Source organism: Stenotrophomonas sp. ISL-67 (genome assembly GCF_018612915.1).
Taxonomy (GTDB): domain Bacteria; phylum Pseudomonadota; class Gammaproteobacteria; order Xanthomonadales; family Xanthomonadaceae; genus Stenotrophomonas.
The window spans coordinates 1-17,769 of sequence record NZ_JAGGRL010000007.1 but is presented as its reverse complement, the minus strand read 5'-3'; the positions used below and the strand labels follow the sequence as shown (position 1 = coordinate 17,769).

The window sequence follows — 17,769 nt, the reverse complement described above, 5'->3', positions numbered from 1 at the left end:
TATAAGGGCGCCCCCAAACGGTATTTGCCATGGCTATCCTGCCCATTCTCGAGTTCCCGGACCCGCGCCTGCGCACCAAGGCGGCGCTGGTCGAGGCCGCCGAAGTGACCACCCCGGCTTTCCAGGAACTGATCGACAACATGTTCCAGACGATGTACGAGGCCCCCGGGATCGGGCTGGCCGCGTCCCAGGTCGACGTCCACAAGCGCTTCATGGTCATCGACGTCAGCGAAGCCAAGGACACCCCGCAGGTGTTCATCAACCCGGAGATCGTCACCAGCGAAGGTGGCCAGGTCTACCAGGAAGGCTGCCTGTCGGTGCCGGGCATCTTTGCCGACGTCACCCGTGCCGACACCATCACCGTGCGCTTCCTGGACCGCCAGGGCGCGGCCCAGGAACTGACCACCGACGGCCTGCTGGCGGTCTGCGTGCAGCATGAGATGGACCACCTGGACGGCAAGCTGTTCATCGATTACCTCTCCCCGCTCAAGCGCGAGATGGTCCGCAAGAAACTGGCCAAGCAGCGCAAGCACGTTGCCTGACCTGGCCACGGACGTGGCGCGCGGCCAGCCCGCGCCCCGCGACCGGTTGTTCGGCGCCGTGCCCCGGCGCCGTTTTTCTTTCTGCAAGTGGGAGCGCCATGAAGATTGTCTTTGCCGGTACGCCTGAGTTCGCCGTCGCCTCGCTGCGCGCCGCCGCGCGCCACCATGAGGTGGTGGGCGTGTACACCCAGCCGGACCGCCCGGCCGGCCGTGGCCGTGGGCTGATGCCCTCGCCGGTGAAGCTGGAGGCGATCGCCCGTGGCATTCCGGTGTTCCAGCCCGAGTCGCTGAAGACTGCCGAGGCCCAGCAGCAGCTGCGCGACCTGCAGCCGGACCTGATGGTGGTGGTGGCTTACGGGCTGATCCTGCCCAAGGCGGTGCTGGCCATCCCCACCCACGGCTGCTGGAACGTGCATGCCTCGCTGCTGCCGCGCTGGCGGGGTGCCGCGCCGATCCAGCGCGCCATCCAGGCGGGCGATGGCGAAACCGGCGTGTGCCTGATGCAGATGGAAGCCGGGCTGGACACCGGCCCGGTGCTGCTGCGCCAGCACACCCCGATCCAGGCGGGTGAGCTGGGCGGCTCGCTGCACGACCGCCTGGCCGAGCTGGGCGCGCAGGTGCTGTCCGATGGCCTGGGCCTGCTGCGCGCCGGTCTCAAGCCGATCGCCCAGCCGCAGCCGGAGCAGGGCGTGACCTACGCACACAAGCTGGACAAGGCCGAAGCCCGGCTGGACTGGTCGCAGGATGCGCAGGTGCTGGAGCGCACCGTGCGCGCCTTCAACCCGTGGCCGATCGCCGAAGCCCAGCTGGCCGGGGAGCGCGTGCGCATCCACGGGGCCGTGGCGCTTGCCGACAACCAGGGCAGGTCCCCGGGCACCCTGCTGGCCGCTGGCCGCGACGGCATCGACATTGCCTGCGGCCAGGGCGCCCTGCGCCTGCGCGTGCTGCAGCGCGAGGGCGGCAAGGCGATCACCGCGGCGGACTATCTCAATGCCCGCCGCGACCTGGTCGTGGGCAACTGAGATGGCCCAGCCCCGCCAGACCAAGCCGTCCCACTCCCTTTCCGCCATGGCGCCGGGCGTACCCACCCGCGTGCTCGCCGCGCGGGTACTGGCCCAGGTGATCGGTCGTGGCCGCTCGCTCAAGGCCGAACTGGCCACCGCGTTGCCCAGCCTGGACGACAGCCGTGACCGCGCCCTGCTTGAAGCCCTGTGCTTTGCCGTGCTGCGCCGGCGTACCGCCTACGACGCCGCGCTGGCCCAGTGGATGCAGCGCCCGCTGAGTGTGCGCGAGGACGAACTGCGCGCGCTGCTGCTGGTGGGCTTCGCCCAGCTCGACGCGCTGGACCTGCCGGCGCATGCCGCACTCTCGGCCACGGTCGAAGCCGCACGCGCAATGGGTCGCGAGCGCCAGGCCGGCATGGTCAACGCGCTGCTGCGCCGCGCCCAGCGTGACGGCATTCCGCCGCTGCCGGCGCGTGACGCGTTCCCGCAGTGGATGGCCGAACAGATCGAACAGGACTGGCCCGACCAGGCCGACGCCATCTTCAGCGCCAGCCTGCAGCCGGCGCCGTTGTGGCTGCGGGTCAACCGCCAGCACGGCAGCCGCGAGGCCATGCTGGAAAAGCTGGACGCGGCCGGCATCGCCGCCGAGGCGTCCGCGCTGGGCAGCGACGCGATCTGCCTGTCGGTACCGGTGGCGGTGTCCACGCTGCCCGGTTTCGCCGACGGCGCGTTGTCGGTGCAGGACCTGTCGGCGCAGCAGGTTGCCGATGCGCTGGCCGTGCCCACGGGCGCGCGGGTATTGGATGCCTGCGCCGCCCCGGGGGGAAAGTCCGCGCACCTGCTCGAACGCGACCCCAGCCTGCGCCTGCTGGCGCTGGACATCGATGCGCGCCGGCTCAAGCGCATCAGTGAAACCTTCGCGCGCACCGGCGTGGGCGAACACGCCCAGGTGCGTGCGGCCGATGCCACCGAGCCGGCCAGCTGGTGGGACGGGCAGCCGTTCGATGTGATCCTGCTCGACGCCCCGTGTTCTGCCACCGGCATCATCCGCCGCCAGCCGGACGTGCTGCTGCACCGCCGCAGCACCGACATCACGGCGTTGGTGGCCCTGCAGGCGCGCCTGCTGGATGCCTGCTTCGGCATGCTCGCCCCCGGCGGCACGCTGCTGTATGCGACATGCTCGATCCTTCGCGAAGAAAACCAGTTCCAGGTCGAAGCCTTCCTGCAACGCACGCCACGCGCGGGGTTCCTGCCACTGGGTGACGCATACGGTCATGATTCCTGGGCCGGCCGCCAGCGCCTGCCCGGCGAACACGGTGCTGACGGTTTCTTCTATGCGCGTCTGCTAAAGAAGGGGTAACACGGCACCGCTAGAATCGCGCCCATGCTGAAAACACGCGAATCCCGGGAATTCTGGTTGCTTGCGCTGATGGCCCTGCTGGTATTGGGGGCCGGGTTGGGCATGCGCGACCCGTGGCCGTCGGATGAGCCGCGCTTTGCGCTGGTGGCCAAGCAGATGGTGCTGAGCGGTGACTGGTTGTTCCCGCACCGGGGCACCGAGCTCTACTCGGACAAGCCACCGATGCTGATGTGGCTGCAGGCCGCGCTGTACACGCTGCTGCGCGATTGGCGGGTGGCGTTCCTGCTGCCCACCCTGCTGGCGGCGCTGGGCACGCTGGCCTGCGTGTACGACCTGGGCCGCCGGCTGTGGACGCGCAAGGTGGGCCTGTATGCCGCCTGGGCGCTGCTGTTCGCCGTGCACTTCACCTTCCAGGCCAAGAAGGCCCAGATCGACCCGTTGGTCGTGTTTTTCATCACCTTGGCCAACTACGGCCTGCTGCGCCACCTGCTGTGCGGGCCGGCCTGGCGCTGGTGGTGGTTGGGCTGGTTTGCCGCTGGCCTGGGGGTGATCACCAAAGGCGTGGGCGTACTGGCGCTGCTGATGCTGCTGCCTGCGCTGGCTGCCGTGGCCATGGGCTGGCCGCGCGTGCGCCTTGACCTGCGCGACTGGCGGCTCTGGGCCGGCCCGTTGGCCTTCGTGCTGGCCATTGCCATGTGGCTGGTGCCGATGGTGCTGGCCGCCACCGGCAGCGGCTCGGCCGAGTACCGCGCCTACATGAACGACATCCTGTTCCGGCAGACCGCCAAGCGTTACGCGCAGTCCTGGGATCACCACCAACCGTGGTGGTACTTCCTGGCCACCATGCCCTCGATGTGGATCCCGGCCTTCCTGCTGGTGCCCTGGGCCATTCCGGCCTGGTGGCGGCGCCTGCGCCGACGCGACCCGCGCTACCTGCTGCTGCTCGGCTGGTGGCTGCTGATCGTGCTGTTCTTCTCCATTCCGCATGGCAAACGCGACGTCTACATCCTGCCGGCGCTGCCGATGTTCTGCCTGGCGCTGGCACCGCTGCTGCCGGGCCTGCTGCGCCGGCGTGACGTGCAATGGGTGCTGGGCGGATTCGCCGCGCTGCTGACCGTGGCGCTGCTGGGGGCAGGCGTGGCGATGCTGGGGGGCGAGCCCGGATTCGAACGCAGGCTGATCCTCGAACGCGGGATCGATTCCTCGGTGACCGCCGCGCTGGGCTGGATCGGCATCGCGCTGGGCGGCTGGGGCGTGGTCAGCCTGGCCTTCAGCGGGCGGCGCCGTTTCCACCTGGCGGTGGTGTCGATCCTGGCCATGGCGTGGGTGGCCTACGGGTTGGTCGGCTATCGGCTGTTCAATGATTCCAGTTCCGCGCGCGGGCTGATGCACCAGGCGGGTGAGCGTATCGGCGCCGATGCCGAGCTGGGCCTGGTGGGCTGGAAAGAGCAGAACCTGCTCATGTCCGACCGGCCGGTGCGCACCTTTGGCTTCAAGCGTCGCTGGTACCTGCAACTGCAGGATGGCAGGGCATGGCAGGCGCACGCGCCGGAGCGGCGCTGGCTGCTGGTGCAGCAGGATGCGCTGCTGGCCTGCGTGGACCGCTCACAGGCCGAACGGGTAGGCGTGGCCAACCGGCGCGGCTGGTGGCTGGTGCCCGCGCGCGCCTTCATCGGACCCTGCCAGCCCAGCGCGGTGGACCTGGCCCGGATCCGCCGGGAGCAGGGCAAGGAAGACGGCGAGGACTAGCCGTACGCTCATGGATCATTCCTGGCCGATCAGCGACAATGCCGACCGCTCCGCCCGAACCGCATTGAATGTGAACAACACGCTTTCCCGTCCTGCCGGCGTCAACCCTGTCCTGGCGTGGATGTTCACGGTGGCGCTTGGTCTTTCGCCGGTGCTGTTGATGTCGACGATGGATGGCGGCAGCGCGGGCTATTACGGATTGGTACTGCTCAGCTTCATCACGCTGGCCTGGGTGCGGCGCCCGCCGGTCGGTACGACCTGGTGCGACAACCGCCGCGAGTACCTGTGGCTGGTGCTGGGGATGGCGGTGATGCTGGTGGGGGTGCTGACCAGCCTGGTCGTGCACGGCATCTGGAAAGGATCCGAGGTCGAGAAGGCCGTGCGCCTGCTGACCGTGGGCCTGATCCTGGCCGCCGCGCTGCGCATGCCGCGCCGTATCCTGGCCCATGCCGCGTTCGGCCTGCTGGGCGGCATCTGGTATGCGGTGATCAACGTGGCCTGGCTGGTACTGAGCACCGGCGCGCGGCCGCAGACCCGGCAGTTCAATGCCGTCACCTATGGCGACCTGACCCTGCTGTTCTCGGTCATTGCCTTCCTGCTGCTGGGCCTGCGGATCACCCGTTTCCGCCGCACCGAGTTCGCGCTAAAGCTGGTCACCGGCATCGCCGGTATTGGTGCCTTCCTGGCCACCCAGACCCGCGGCGGGTTGCTGGCCATTCCCTTCTTCCTGTTCATCGCCCTGCTGGTCCAGGGGCGGCGCATGAACCGTTTCAAGGTGCTGGCCGCTGCCCTGCTGCTGGGCGTGGCCGGCATCATCGTGGCCAGCGACGCCTCGATGCGCCAGCGCATCCACCTGGGGGTGAGCGAGTTCGACCAGTGCCAGGTGGCGCATCTGTCCGATACCTCGGTGTGCATCCGCCTGCAGCTGTGGAGCGCCGCCGGCCACATGATCCGCAGCGAGCCGATGTTCGGCGTGGGCGGTGGCGACCGTTTCCGCGAGGAGCTGGCGCAACTGGCCGAGGCCAAGCAGGTCACCCCGACCGTGGCGCGCGATTTCGGTGAAACCCACAACGACCTGTTGTACTTCCTGGCTACCTACGGAGTGCTGGGCGGCCTGGGCCTGGTACTGCTGTACATCGCGCCGGGCTGGGTATTCGCAAAGCGCCTGCGGCTGGGCGTGACCGACCGGCCCATGCGCCTGTTCGCCGGCGCGGGCCTGATGATCTGCGTGGGCTTCGCGGTATTCGGCCTGACCGAAATGATGTTCCGCGACATGCGCACCGCCTCGTTCTACGCCACCTGGATCGCCTTCTTCCTGGCCCTCTCCGACCCCCTGCGCCTGCGCACCGAAGAACGCTAGGGCAGGCGGTACCGTGCACGGTAGAACGGACGGTAGAGCGGACGGTCAGTCCGCTGCCTTTCGCAGGGAACCTTCAGTTCCACGCAACACCGCTTCATAGGAAGCCTCAGTCAACCCACTGAAGGTCTCCAACCCAAACGCCTCAACGGCGTGCTCACGCGCAGCCAGCCCGATCCGCGCCAGATCGCCGCGTTGTTCATACAGCGCCACCACTTGCGCCGCAATGGCCGCCACATCCCGCACCGGCACGATCCACCCGTTGCGCCCGTGCGTGATGTTCTCAGGCAAACCAGCGTAATCACTCACCATCACTGGCTTGCCCATTGCCATCATTTCGCGGCAGGCAAACGAAATGGTTTCCACATCGTAGGACAACACGAAACCCGCATCGCCACTGGCCACCAACGGGCGGATGTCTTCCAGCAGCCCGGCAAAATGCACCTGCCCGGCCATCCCAAGCTGACTCACTTCGGCCACCAGGCGCGGGTCCGGCTCGCGCCCGGCCACGGCCATGTGCACCTTGCCGCGCAGCGGCTCGGGCAGGGTGGCGATGGCGCGGGCCAGGTCGATCCAGCCCTTGTGGCCATCGGTGCCGGCGTTGCTCACCAGCACCAGTGCCTCCGGATCGAGTGTCCAGCGCGCGCGCAGCGCCGCGCCTTCGGCTGCCGCAACCGGCGCGAACCGCTGCAGGTCCACGCCGTTGCGCACCACATCGATCGGGCATCGCCGGTAGGGGCTGTCCAGCAACATCTGCCGGGTGTGCTCGGACACGGCGATCACCCGGTCGGTGCCCCAGCGCGCGCGTACTGTATTGCCGAACGTGTTGCTGGACTTGCTGTTGTGCTTGGTGAACACCAGCTTGGGCCGCTTCGGCAGTCCGGCCACGGCCTCCATCGCCACGCGGTGATCGCGCGCGCCGTTGGCGTGCACGATGTCGATGGCGTGCTCGCGGATCAGGCCGCGCAGGGTGCGCAGGTCCGCCCATTGCCGCCCGAGCGTGGCCAGGCTGCTGCTGAAGGCGATCTCCACTGGTTCGGCGATGCGCTCCTGGCGCATCACCCGCAGCACCCGGCTGCCGGCCGGGGCGGCCATGAACAGCTGGTGGCGCGGGCTCAGCGCACGGGCCAGCGAGGCCAGGTAAGTGGTGTGACCGCCGCCGTCACCGGCGTGGAAGTTGGTGTAGAGGATCTTCATGGTGGCCTTCGGTGAAAGTCAGGGGGCGTCGCCGCGCCGTGGCGGGTCGCTGACCGGCTGCCCGTGCTGCAGCATCCACAGCATGATGGTCTTCTGGCGCACGTAGTTGGCGCGCACGTAGGCATACACCAGCCCGTGCCAGCCGTCGCGGAAGCCACCGCGCAGCAGCAGCCCCCGCCAGAACCGCCACGCCGGGGCCAGCACCAGCTTGGCCAGCGTGGCGCGCTTGCCGCGCGCGAACTCGTGCTCGGCCATCATCCGCGCATAGCGCTGGGTCTTGGCCAGCTGCTGCTCGAGCGAGCGGTAGGGGTAATGGATGAGATCGCCGCGCAGGGTGCCCACGCTGCCCTCGACGCTGGCCGCCTCGTGGATCTCGCGTTGGCCCCGCCAGCCGCCGTGGCGGCGGTCGAACAGCCGCAGCACCCGGTCCGGATACGCATTGCCATGGCGCAGGAACTTGCCGAAGTATTCCGACAGCCTGGCGAAGCGGTAGCCGTGGTGATCGGCGAAGCCGCCGGCCTGGGCCGCCAGGATTGCCGCGCGCAGGTCATCACTGATCCGCTCATCGGCATCCAGGCACAGGACCCAGTGGTGCGCGGCCTGCTCCACGCAGAACGCCTTCTGGCTGCGGAAGCCATCGAACGACCGCTGCAGTACCCGCGCCCCGGCCGCCGTGGCGATCGCTACCGTGGCATCGGTGGAGTACGAGTCCACGACGATCACGTCATCGCAGAAGGCCAGGGAGGCCAGGCAGTCGCCGATGCGGTCGGCTTCATTGAACGCGATAATGCAGGCCGAGATGCGAGGCCGTTCAACGGGAGCGGTCGTGGAGGACATGATGGCCGAGTACCTGCTGTTTGCGACGGAGCGTTATGCGCTGCCTATTCTCGCCCCCTTGGCCCAGGCGTTGCACGCGTCCGGTCAAACGGTGTCGGCGTGGTTCGCCGACGGAGCGGCTGGGGCCAGCCTGCCAGGCGTGCCCAACGTAGGCCTGCAGCAGGCGCTGGCGCTGCGTCCGCGCGCGGTGTTCAGCGCGGCCAACTGGGTGCCGCCGTTCATCGCCGGGGCCAAGGTGCAGGTCTTCCATGGCTTCAACGTGCAGAAGCGCGACAGCGCCCGCGGCCATTTCCGCGTGCGTGGGCTGTTCGACCTGTACTGCACGCAGGGTCCGGCCACCACCACCCCGTTCCGTGAGCTGGCCGCGCGCGAGGGCCATTTCGCCGTGGCCGAAACCGGCTGGCCCAAGCTGGACCCGCTGTTCCTCGACGACGGCGGCGCCAGCGCGGCGCTGCGCGCGCCGGCACGGGGGCGGCCGGTGATCCTGTTCGGTTCCACCTTCACCGAGCGCCTGAGCGCGGCCCCGCACCTGGTCGAGCAGATCGCCGCCGACATCGCCCGGGGCGGGCACTACTGGCTGCTGACCCTGCACCCCAAGTGCCCGCCGGAGCTGTTCGCGCGGTACCGCGCGCTGGCCGGGGCGAATGCCGCCTTCATCGAGCCGGAGCAGGTGATGGCGGCGCAGCGTGCCGCCGATGTGCTGGTGTCCGATACGTCTTCGATCGTGTCCGAGTTCGTGGTGCAGCACAAACCGGTGGTGACCTTCCGCAACCGCGTGCCGCAGCCGCACATGATCGACTTCGACGATGCGGCCCAGCTGCCGGCGATGCTGGCGCGCGCGCTGCATCCCGAGGCGGCGTTGATGGCCGGGATCTGCCGCTATGCCGATGACATCCACCCGTGGCGCGATGGGCGTTCCAGCGAGCGGGTGATCACCGCGACCGAGGATTTCCTGGCCGGGGAGATGGGCACGCTGAAGCGCAAGCCATTCGGCGCGTGGACGCGCGGCGTGCAGATCCGCAGGGACCTGGGGTATTGGGGCCCGTCGCGGCGCTGATGGGTTACCGGCACCGCGTGGGACACGCACGGCGTGTCGCTACAGAACCGAGCGACCAAGGATCGTAGTGACACGCCATGCGTGTCAAAGCCATGATCCTGTGCACGTAAACCGCCATGCGTGTCAAAGCCATGATCCTGCGTACGTAAACCGCCATGCGTGTCAAAGCCATGATCCTGTGCACGTAAACGAGCCATGCGTGTCCCACGGAACCTCACCGAAGCCCGCGCACCGCCAATGCACCATTCAACCGCTCAAACACCGCCCGTGCCTCGGCCTCCGGCAGGTACCGAAGGCACAACGCAATGCTGCCGCTGGCCCCGGCCGTATCCAGCCACACGCTGGCGGTTCCCAGCCACCGGTCCAGCGGCGAGCGGCCCAGGCGCAGGGCCTGCAGCTTGTCCAGCTCGGCAAACCGCCACCAGCGCTGCCACCAGCCGCCGCGCACGGCCACGTACCGCGCATCCAGGTGGTAACCCATGCGCGCCATCGTGCGGTACGCGTGGAATGCCGACCACGGCAACCACGCCAGCACCAGCGCGCCCCACGGCCCCACCTCCCAGACCGCACCCACGGCGAGCAGCGGCACGACCACCAACCCCCACAGGCACAGCCGCCACCAGCCGCGCTGCGGCACCGCGCGCCACTGGGCCGGGGGCCACTGCAGCTGCGGCAGCAGGTGCTGCACCAATGCGTCGCACGCGTCGGGCGTTGCCAGCGGCGCCAGCTCCCGCAGGTCGCGACGCTCGCCATCGGTTGAAACCCCGGCGGCGATATCGATGCGCAGATGACGGCGCCGGAACCAGCGCTGCACCGCGGTTTCGCGCAACGTCCAGGCCTGGATCCGCCGCCGCGCCACGCTGGTGCGCATGCGCGTGAGCAGCCCGCTGGCCACGGTGAGGCGGCGCTCGTGTTCGGTCAGCCGGAAGTCGTGGTAACGCAGCAGCGCCATCATCACCGACAACACCCGCAGCAGCACCCAGAAGCCCGCCACCATCACCAGCGCGGCCAGCACCCAGACCCAGGTGGCCGGGTGCAGGTTGCTGGCGTAGCCGAAGGCCTGGCGGCCGCCGTGTTCAATGGCGTCGTCGACCGCACCGCGCGGGAACAGCTGGTATGCCGCACCGATCGCGGCCAGTACCACCACCCAGCCGCGATTGGACAGCAGCCCGATGCGCACCACATCGGCGGTGCCCAGTTGCAGGAGTACTTCATCGGTCGGTATGGCGGCCCCGGTGCTGACAGCGGCATTGGCCGGCGTGGCGTGAGCGTCGGTCGCTCCCCCTGCCGCGGTCTGTTGCCCGCGCTGGCGCACCAGTTGCTCCAACGCCAATGCCTGGTCCAGCCGCAGCACGCGCATTTCCGCCTCGGGCCGATTGCCCCCGGCCGATTCCAGGCGCAGCTCGGCCACGCCGAACAGCCGGTGCAACGGGTTCTGGTGGACCACCACGTTGTGGATGCGTGCGAACGGGATCTCGCGGCGGTTGCGCGAAATCACCCCGCTGCGAACGCTGATCGCATCGCGGCCGATCTGATAGTGGAAGGTGAGGTACTGCAGGATCGACACGGCCACCAGCACCACGATCACCACCAGCGCGGCCAGGTTGGACCACATCTCCTCGCTGTCGCTGTCGCCACGACCGCCGAACACCACCAGTGCCACCAGCGGCAGCAGGAACTGGCGCAGCTGTGCCAGCAGCACGAACAGCCACGACCAGGGATGCAGGCGCTGGTCGGTCGCGTCATCGGCCAGGGGCGTGCTCACAGGGCGTCGTCGTCCTGGTCCAGCTGGCGGCCCAGCGTATCGCGCAGACGCTCGGCATCGGCCTGGTCCAGCCCAGCCAGTGACACCGCACTGAAGCGGCTGCCGGCGGTGTGCACCACCAGCGTGGACAAGTGTGCGGTGCGCTCGATCGGGCCACGGCGCAGGTCCAGGTGCTGCACGCGCGAGAGCGGCACCCGGGTTTCCAGCTGCCACATGAGGTCGCGACGTACGCCCAGTCCCTGTGCATCCAGCCGCCACCAGGTACGGCGCTGCCGGCGGAACCCGAAGAAGCCGCCGATCAGCGCCCCGGGCAGCAGCATCGCCACCGCGCCGAGCCAGCGCATCGGCATCTCCAACACCACCCACAACGTGCCCAGTACGCCACCGATCAGGATCGCGCCGGTGATGGCACCGGCCACGCCGGCAATGGTGGCCGCGCGCAGCGGCAGCGGCTGCCACTGGCCCTGGTCGGGCAGGGGTGGCGGGGTCGGCAAGGGGGTAGGAGACGGGTCGGACAAGGCAGGCGCTCGGCAGGAGGAAACGTGCAGGGCGTCCGCATCAGGTCGGCTGCGCCCGTCGCGAAGACGGTAGCAGGTTGGCACGCGCTATTGCGCGGCCTGGATCAGGGCATCCACGTCCAGCAGGTGGCCGGCGCGTTCGGCCTTGGTGCGCAGGTAGTACTCGTTCTCGGCCGTGATGTCACCGGTCACCGGCACGCAGTCCACCACCTCGATCCCGGCATGGCGCAGGCGCTGTGCCTTGGTCGGGTTGTTGCTCAGCAGCTGCACCCGCTGCACGCCCAGGCCTTGCAGCATTGCCGCTGCGCTGCCATAGCGGCGCTCGTCGGCGCCGAAGCCCAGCTGCGCATCGGCATCGATCGTGTCCAGTCCATCGTGCTGGTAGCCGTAGGCGCGCATCTTCGCTGCAATGCCGGTGCCGCGGCCTTCCTGGTCGAGGTACAGCAGCACGCCGCCGCCCAGTTCCTTGAGCTTGCGCAGGCCACGCCGCAGCTGGTCGCCGCAGTCGCACTTGAGCGAGCCGAACAGGTCACCGGTCAGGCACGAGGAGTGCACGCGTACCGGCACCACCCCGGCAAGATCCGGGTTGCCCACGATGATCGCCACCTGGTCGCGCTGGGCCACGCCGCCGCGGAACACGGCAAATTCGGTCATGCCCACCTCGCGCAGCGGCACCGGCGAACGGGCCACCAGCTCGTAGGCATGGGCGGCCTGCTCGGCGCCCTGGGCCAGGTCGCACAGCGACACCTGCGCGCAGCTGTCGAAGCGGGCATCGCCCGGCACCAGCAGCACGCCGACCATGGCCGGCAGCAGCAGGCCCAGTCGCGCGATTTCCACTGCGCCCTCATCCAGCGCCTGCCCGGCGGTCCAGCCGGCCGGCATCGGCTCGGCATCGCGCAGGTAGCTCAGCGAGGGCAGGGCATCGAAATCGACGCCGGCCAGCGGTAGGCGCGCACCGTCTTCGGCGGCCACGCCCAGCACCCGCGCGCGGGTGGCGGTCAGGAACAGGTAATGCTGCCCGGCGGCCGCCTCGGCAAAGGCGGTGTAGCTGCTGCGCGTGCTGCTGTCCAGGGCGATGAAGGCCAGGCGCTGGCCGTGGCCGTCATCTATCACCACCGGGCGGCCGGCGCGCAGCTCGGCTACCGCGCGCTCGCAGCGGATCGCGGCCGGATCGCCGAACGGGGAAGAAGCAACTGGGGACATGGCTGGGGCCGTGGGGGACATCGTGGTTTCACAGTGGGGTCGGAAGGCGCCGATTCAATCGTGGCCGGTGCGACGCAGCGTCGCACTCGGTGCGGCGGCGCTTAGTGAGGATGTTCCTTGGTGGCGTATGGATCCACTTCGTCGCTGTGCGGCGGGCGCAGCGTGTAGCGCTTGTAGGTCCACTGGTACTGGGCCGGATCGCGGCGGGCGATCGCCTCGATTCCGGCGTTGAGCGCACTGGCGGCCGTGCGCGGGTCAGGATCGGCCACGGCGGCGTCGGCCGGCGTGATGTGCAGGGCGAACCGCATGCCCGGCCCGGTGCGTTCGCACCAACCGTACAGCACCGTGGCCCCGGTGCGCTCGGCCAGCCGGTTGACCAGGGTCATGGTCAGCGCTTCCACCCCGAAGAACGGGGCGAACACACCATCGCCGGCCTTGGGCTGCTGGTCCGGCAGGATGCCGGTGGCACCCCCGTCCTTGAGCACCTTGAACAGCTGGCGCACCGCCGGCCCTTCGGCCCGGACCTGTTGTACGTTGTCGCCGCCGCGGACCAGCTGCAGGAATTCGTCGCCCACCGCTTCGTCGGGTGCCTTGTAGACAATGGCGATCGGCCCGCGCGAGGCCAGCCATTGGTTGAGCAGTTCCCAGTTGCCGTAATGCGGGGCGGCCACGATCACGCCCTTGCCGTTGGCCAGTGCCGCGTCGTACAGCGCCTCACCATGGCGATCGATGAGCAGGGCAAGGTTCTGGTCGCGCGGGCGTGTCCACAAGCGCAGGGTTTCCACCGCCTGCAGGGCGGTCGAGCGCAGCACCTCCCGGTGCAGGCGGGCGCGGGCCTCGGCCGACAGCGCCGGGTAGGCCAGCTCCAGGTTGCGCCGGGTGACCCGGCTCTCGCGGGCGTTCACGGCCACCCACAGCCAGGCCAGGGCATGGGCGAAGGCGCGCAGCCAGGACCACGGCAGGCGGGTGAACAAGGCAGCGGCGCGGTAGGCCAGGCGGGCGGTGGTTTGCGGTTTCATCGGGGCAAAGTCTAGCCGGTGCGCGCACCCAACCCCTAAGGTAGGCGCTTGTTCATCCCGGAATGCCCCGCCATGCTCGTTCTCATCCAGCGCGTCACCCAGGCCAGCGTCAGCGTGGACGAGGTCGTGGTCGGCCAGATCGGCCCGGGCCTGCTGGCCCTGGTGGGCATGGAGCCGGGCGATACCGAAGCCCACATCCGGCGGATGGCCGATCGCCTGCTGGGTTACCGTGTGTTTGCAGATGAGAGCGGAAAAATGAACCGATCCCTGGGGGAGACGGGGGGCGGTCTGCTGCTGGTGAGCCAGTTCACCCTCGCGGCAGACACGGCCAGCGGGATGCGCCCGGGTTTCAGTACCGCAGCGCCGCCTCACGAGGCTGAACGTGGATTCAACAGATTGGTGGAGATCTGTCGTCAAAAACACGTTTCAGGGGTGGAAACCGGGCGGTTTGGCGCCCATATGGTTGTCAACCTGATCAACGATGGTCCGGTGACCTTCCTGCTCAGACCCTGACCCCGGGACCACCGCCCGGGCCCGAAGGTCGCTGGGCTGGTATAATGCTAGGTTCTATTCCTCATCCCTGCCGGTGGCGCGAGCACTACATGGCCAACGAACGTCCTGCCCAGCAAAACGACATCAAGCTTCTGATCAGCAAGGGCCTGGAACAGGGCTACCTGACCTACGCCGAAGTCAATGACCACCTGCCCGACGACATTGTCGACCCGGAGCAGATCGAAGACATCATCGGCATGATCAACGGCATGGGCATTGATGTCCATGAAGTGGCGCCCGATGCCGAAACCCTGCTGCTCAACGACGGCAACACCGGTAACCGCGAAGTCGATGACACCGCGGCCGAAGAAGCTGCCGCCGCGCTGAGCGCGCTCGACACCGAAGGTGGTCGAACCACCGACCCGGTGCGCATGTACATGCGCGAAATGGGTACCGTCGAGCTGTTGACCCGCGAAGGCGAAATCGCCATCGCCAAGCGTATCGAAGAAGGCCTGGGCCAGGTCCAAGCCGCACTCGGCACCTTCCCGGTGTCGGTCGAATCGCTGCTGTCCGATTACGAAGCGCACAAGGAAGGCAAGAAGCGCCTGGCCGAAGTGATCGTCGGTTTCAACGACCTGGTGGAAGAAGTCCCGGCCCCGGTCGTGGCTGAAGACACCAGCGACGATGCCGACGACGCCGACGACGCCGACGAAGACGAAGACGACGGCGACGAAGAAGAAGCCGGCCCGACCGGTCCGGACCCGGAAGAGGTCGCGCGCCGCATGGGCGAGCTGGCGGCTGCCTACGCTGCCTTCAAGAAGGCGGCCACCAAGGCCGACCGCAAGCCGCTGACCAAGCTGCGCGACGACATGGCTGCCGTGTTCGTCACCCTGAAGCTGCCGTTGCCGCTGACCGACGTGCTGGTCAAGCAGCTGCGCGACGTGATGGCCGACATCAAGGGCCACGAGCGCCGCGTGCTGAACCTGGCCACCGTCACCGCCCGCATGCCGCGCAAGGATTTCATCCGTTCGTGGGAAGGCAACCAGACCAACCTGGAATGGGTGGAAGACGCACTCAAGCGCAAGCAGAAGTGGTCGTCGGCGCTGCGTGACGTCAAGGACCAGATCATTGCCGAACAGCAGTCCACCATCGACATCGAGAAGACCACCTCGCTGGAGCTGGATGAGCTGAAGGAAATCAGCCGGGCCATGGCTTACGGCGAAGCCAAGGCGCGCAAGGCCAAGAAGGAAATGGTCGAAGCCAACCTGCGCCTGGTGATCTCCATTGCCAAGAAGTACACCAACCGCGGCCTGCAGTTCCTCGACCTGATCCAGGAAGGCAACATCGGCCTGATGAAGGCCGTGGACAAGTTCGAATACCGCCGTGGTTACAAGTTCTCCACGTATGCGACCTGGTGGATCCGCCAGGCCATCACCCGTTCGATCGCCGACCAGGCGCGCACCATCCGTATTCCGGTGCACATGATCGAAACGATCAACAAGTTGAACCGCATTTCCCGCCAGATGCTCCAGCAGTACGGTCGCGAGGCCACGCCGGAGGAGCTGGCCAAGGAAATGGACATGCCGGAAGACAAGATCCGCAAGGTGATGAAGATCGCCAAGGAGCCGATCTCGATGGAAACCCCGATCGGCGACGACGAGGATTCCCATCTGGGCGACTTCATCGAGGACACCAACGTGGAGTCGCCGATCGAGAACACCACCAACATCAACCTGTCTGAAACCGTGCGCGACGTGCTGGCCGGCCTCACCCCGAGGGAAGCCAAGGTGCTGCGCATGCGCTTCGGCATCGACATGAACACCGACCACACCCTCGAGGAAGTGGGCAAGCAGTTCGACGTCACCCGCGAGCGCATCCGCCAGATCGAAGCCAAGGCGCTGCGCAAGCTGCGTCACCCGAGCCGCTCGGAGCAGCTGCGCAGCTTCCTGGATATCGATTGATTCCAGCGCTGGTGCGTTGATTGAAAAACCCCGCTTCGGCGGGGTTTTTTTATGGCGCTTTTGCCTCGATACGGCCGCGCGCCGTGGCATGGAACATGACTCGGGAACCGAACACGGGGTAGGGTCGATTCCCAAACGACCGCCGACGTCGCCCAACGGCACGGTAACGCATGACCTCAACCGAAGATTACTTGGAGTGTCGCGTTTCGCAGCCGCTCTTCTCAAGCTGCCAAGCCGGCTGCGTCAGCACTATTCCACGAACATTTGGCGTCCTTCTGCATGTGTCCAAGATCTATAGGCAAGAATCTTTTCATCTACGAATCAATGGTTTTGTAGATGCAAGGGGATCTGCGTCTACTGGGATGGAATCCACATGCCCTAGCTTGGAACGCCGCCACCCCTACATCGGGAGGTGGAGAGCTGGTCCTGTCCCAAGTGCCGATGAAAGTACGCTAAGGCGGGCGGTGACTCGCGGAAGGCCTACAGAATTCTGCCTCGCGGCTTCTTCGGAAGTCACAGGACCAGGGCGATAGGGGCGTTCAGCTTCCTCGTAACAATCCTTGTTTGATGGCCCCAGCGTGTTGCATGCTCGAGGTTGCGTCCAGATCAGCCGCCATGATCTGGGTCGCTGAGGGAGCGTTGACAACCGTACTTGGCGCCTCCATCGCCCTCGGGGGGTGCGCTGCTGCAGCGCACATGTTGTTGAAAGGTCGGTGTTCCGCTCAGCCCCAGTAGCAAGCCGCGCTTCGCCTCCACTACACTGTGCAACCGCGCAGGGCCTATAGCTCAACGGTTAGAGCAGAGGACTCATAATCCTTTGGTTCCAGGTTCGAATCCTGGTGGGCCCACCATAAAAAACAGGTGCTTAGGCCTCTGTGTGGGCGGAAGCATAAGTTGGCCGTTTCGGCCAACTTATACTAAAGCGTAAAGCACAAGTTGGCCGGTTTGAGGCCTCTCGAAGCTGGCGGCCCTAGACGATTCAACGACTTATGGACCGTAAAAGTCAATTTTGCCGGCTGCGGCCAACTTGTGCTGAAGTCTCTGAGTATCGGCTAGGCGACAACTGCGCCCGAAGGGTTCCAAGTGATGGTGGTGCCTATTGGTCAGCTTATCGCCAGGTCCAAGTGTGCTGCACCTAATGACGCTTGATCGCATACGCGCGCACCCCATCGGCTTGGTATCCCCTTTCGGCCTAAGATCGAGTCCAGCGGGGAGGCACGTAAGGCAACCTTCGTTGCGCGATCAGCGCTCAAAGTCCGCTTTCGGCCAAAAGCGGACGTTCAACTCTGGAATTAGTCCAACTCAAGAAGCAAGCTCGGCTTGACTGAACTGTTAGGCGCCAGCCTGCGATCCGAAGCCGGCAGAAAGCAACCGAACGTCCGTAGGCATGCAGATGCCATTACCCCCTGATAGTGGCCGTACACCCAAGATGGTGCCCTGCTGCGCGAGCTCTGCCTGGACAATGACGATAGGCTGCTCAGAGCCATCGTCCAGTATCTGAACTGCGTAGCATGGAAGGCACATTGGAGCTGGAGTGGACCCACCCTGTACATAGAAGATGGCCGAGCCGGCCGCAACATCAGCCTCGGCCGCTGCGCGGCCGACCATGCAGGGTGTGGCATGCCAATCGGTTGCCGAAATGGCACCCCAAAGATCAGTCATAGCTGTAGTGGCGCCCAACTACCAAGTTGAATCGCCCAGGGTTCCG

The 17,769-nt window shown here is 67.2% G+C and carries 14 protein-coding genes and 1 tRNA gene; 9 read left to right on the top strand and 6 right to left on the bottom strand.

All coding sequences use genetic code 11. The features are described 5' to 3' along the window. Positions 1-29 precede the first annotated feature (29 nt). The 5 genes from def to J7J08_RS08890 all read left to right on the top strand — a co-directional run bounded on the left by def (position 30) and on the right by J7J08_RS08890 (position 6,015). Positions 30-542 (top strand): peptide deformylase, encoded by a 513-nt coding sequence (def, locus tag J7J08_RS08910; protein WP_214904186.1) that lies wholly within the window; start codon positions 30-32, stop codon positions 540-542. 98 nt (positions 543-640) lie between these two features. Then, positions 641-1,564, top strand: a complete 924-nt coding sequence (fmt, locus tag J7J08_RS08905; protein WP_214904183.1) for a methionyl-tRNA formyltransferase — start codon at positions 641-643, stop codon at positions 1,562-1,564. Position 1,565: 1 nt separating this feature from the next. Continuing rightward, positions 1,566-2,906, top strand: coding sequence for a 16S rRNA (cytosine(967)-C(5))-methyltransferase RsmB (gene rsmB, locus J7J08_RS08900; protein ID WP_214904179.1), 1,341 nt, complete (start codon positions 1,566-1,568; stop codon positions 2,904-2,906). Positions 2,907-2,930: 24 nt separating this feature from the next. After that, on the top strand, positions 2,931-4,655 hold the full coding sequence (locus tag J7J08_RS08895; protein WP_214904176.1) for a glycosyltransferase family 39 protein: 1,725 nt from the start codon (positions 2,931-2,933) through the stop codon (positions 4,653-4,655). A 10-nt stretch (positions 4,656-4,665) separates the two neighbouring features. Beyond that, entirely contained in the window at positions 4,666-6,015 is a 1,350-nt protein-coding gene (locus J7J08_RS08890; RefSeq protein ID WP_214904173.1) for an O-antigen ligase family protein, read from the top strand. 45 nt (positions 6,016-6,060) lie between these two features. Here J7J08_RS08890 and J7J08_RS08885 read toward each other — a convergent pair whose 3' ends face one another. Beyond that, positions 6,061-7,209, bottom strand: coding sequence for a glycosyltransferase (locus tag J7J08_RS08885; protein WP_214904170.1), 1,149 nt, complete (start codon positions 7,207-7,209; stop codon positions 6,061-6,063). An 18-nt stretch (positions 7,210-7,227) separates the two neighbouring features. Beyond that, a complete protein-coding gene (locus J7J08_RS08880) occupies positions 7,228-8,046 on the bottom strand; it encodes a glycosyltransferase family 2 protein (RefSeq protein ID WP_214904167.1) in 819 nt (272 codons plus the stop codon). Here J7J08_RS08880 and J7J08_RS08875 point away from each other — a divergent pair. Further along, positions 8,045-9,103, top strand: coding sequence for a CDP-glycerol glycerophosphotransferase family protein (locus tag J7J08_RS08875; protein WP_214904613.1), 1,059 nt, complete (start codon positions 8,045-8,047; stop codon positions 9,101-9,103). The two genes, J7J08_RS08880 and J7J08_RS08875, sit on opposite strands and share 2 nt — an antisense overlap. 214 nt (positions 9,104-9,317) lie before the next feature. On the opposite strand, the gene J7J08_RS08870 is transcribed toward J7J08_RS08875, so the two are convergent. The 4 genes from J7J08_RS08870 to J7J08_RS08855 all read right to left on the bottom strand — a co-directional run bounded on the left by J7J08_RS08870 (position 9,318) and on the right by J7J08_RS08855 (position 13,608). Beyond that, complete coding sequence (locus J7J08_RS08870) at positions 9,318-10,868, bottom strand: PH domain-containing protein (protein ID WP_214904164.1); 1,551 nt, start codon at positions 10,866-10,868, stop codon at positions 9,318-9,320. Continuing rightward, positions 10,865-11,386, bottom strand: a complete 522-nt coding sequence (locus J7J08_RS08865) for a PH domain-containing protein (protein WP_214904161.1) — start codon at positions 11,384-11,386, stop codon at positions 10,865-10,867. The genes J7J08_RS08870 and J7J08_RS08865 overlap by 4 nt, the downstream gene beginning before the upstream one ends. 87 nt (positions 11,387-11,473) lie before the next feature. Continuing rightward, on the bottom strand, positions 11,474-12,610 hold the full coding sequence (ribA, locus tag J7J08_RS08860; protein ID WP_214904158.1) for a GTP cyclohydrolase II RibA: 1,137 nt from the start codon (positions 12,608-12,610) through the stop codon (positions 11,474-11,476). Positions 12,611-12,690: 80 nt separating this feature from the next. Beyond that, positions 12,691-13,608, bottom strand: coding sequence for a lauroyl acyltransferase (locus J7J08_RS08855; protein WP_214904155.1), 918 nt, complete (start codon positions 13,606-13,608; stop codon positions 12,691-12,693). Positions 13,609-13,680: 72 nt separating this feature from the next. Here J7J08_RS08855 and dtd point away from each other — a divergent pair, with 72 nt between their 5' ends. The 3 genes from dtd (at position 13,681) to J7J08_RS08840 (ending at position 16,912) form a co-directional block, all read left to right on the top strand. Further along, complete coding sequence (dtd, locus tag J7J08_RS08850; protein ID WP_214904152.1) at positions 13,681-14,121, top strand: D-aminoacyl-tRNA deacylase; 441 nt, start codon at positions 13,681-13,683, stop codon at positions 14,119-14,121. An 89-nt stretch (positions 14,122-14,210) separates the two neighbouring features. Then, positions 14,211-16,061 (top strand): RNA polymerase sigma factor RpoD, encoded by a 1,851-nt coding sequence (rpoD, locus tag J7J08_RS08845; RefSeq protein WP_214904149.1) that lies wholly within the window; start codon positions 14,211-14,213, stop codon positions 16,059-16,061. 775 nt (positions 16,062-16,836) lie between these two features. Next, positions 16,837-16,912 (top strand) — tRNA-Ile (locus J7J08_RS08840). The last annotated feature ends 857 nt before the right edge of the window (positions 16,913-17,769 follow it).

Coding starts and splice junctions, on each gene's coding strand:
- J7J08_RS08895 (WP_214904176.1), top strand. CDS start 2,931: ATGCTGAAAACACGCGAATCCCGGGAATTCTGGTTGCTTGCGCTGATG.
- J7J08_RS08890 (WP_214904173.1), top strand. CDS start 4,666: ATGGATCATTCCTGGCCGATCAGCGACAATGCCGACCGCTCCGCCCGA.
- J7J08_RS08880 (WP_214904167.1), bottom strand. CDS start 8,046: ATGTCCTCCACGACCGCTCCCGTTGAACGGCCTCGCATCTCGGCCTGC.
- fmt (WP_214904183.1), top strand. CDS start 641: ATGAAGATTGTCTTTGCCGGTACGCCTGAGTTCGCCGTCGCCTCGCTG.
- rsmB (WP_214904179.1), top strand. CDS start 1,566: ATGGCCCAGCCCCGCCAGACCAAGCCGTCCCACTCCCTTTCCGCCATG.
- ribA (WP_214904158.1), bottom strand. CDS start 12,610: ATGTCCCCCACGGCCCCAGCCATGTCCCCAGTTGCTTCTTCCCCGTTC.
- rpoD (WP_214904149.1), top strand. CDS start 14,211: ATGGCCAACGAACGTCCTGCCCAGCAAAACGACATCAAGCTTCTGATC.
- J7J08_RS08875 (WP_214904613.1), top strand. CDS start 8,045: ATGATGGCCGAGTACCTGCTGTTTGCGACGGAGCGTTATGCGCTGCCT.
- J7J08_RS08885 (WP_214904170.1), bottom strand. CDS start 7,209: ATGAAGATCCTCTACACCAACTTCCACGCCGGTGACGGCGGCGGTCAC.
- J7J08_RS08855 (WP_214904155.1), bottom strand. CDS start 13,608: ATGAAACCGCAAACCACCGCCCGCCTGGCCTACCGCGCCGCTGCCTTG.
- def (WP_214904186.1), top strand. CDS start 30: ATGGCTATCCTGCCCATTCTCGAGTTCCCGGACCCGCGCCTGCGCACC.
- dtd (WP_214904152.1), top strand. CDS start 13,681: ATGCTCGTTCTCATCCAGCGCGTCACCCAGGCCAGCGTCAGCGTGGAC.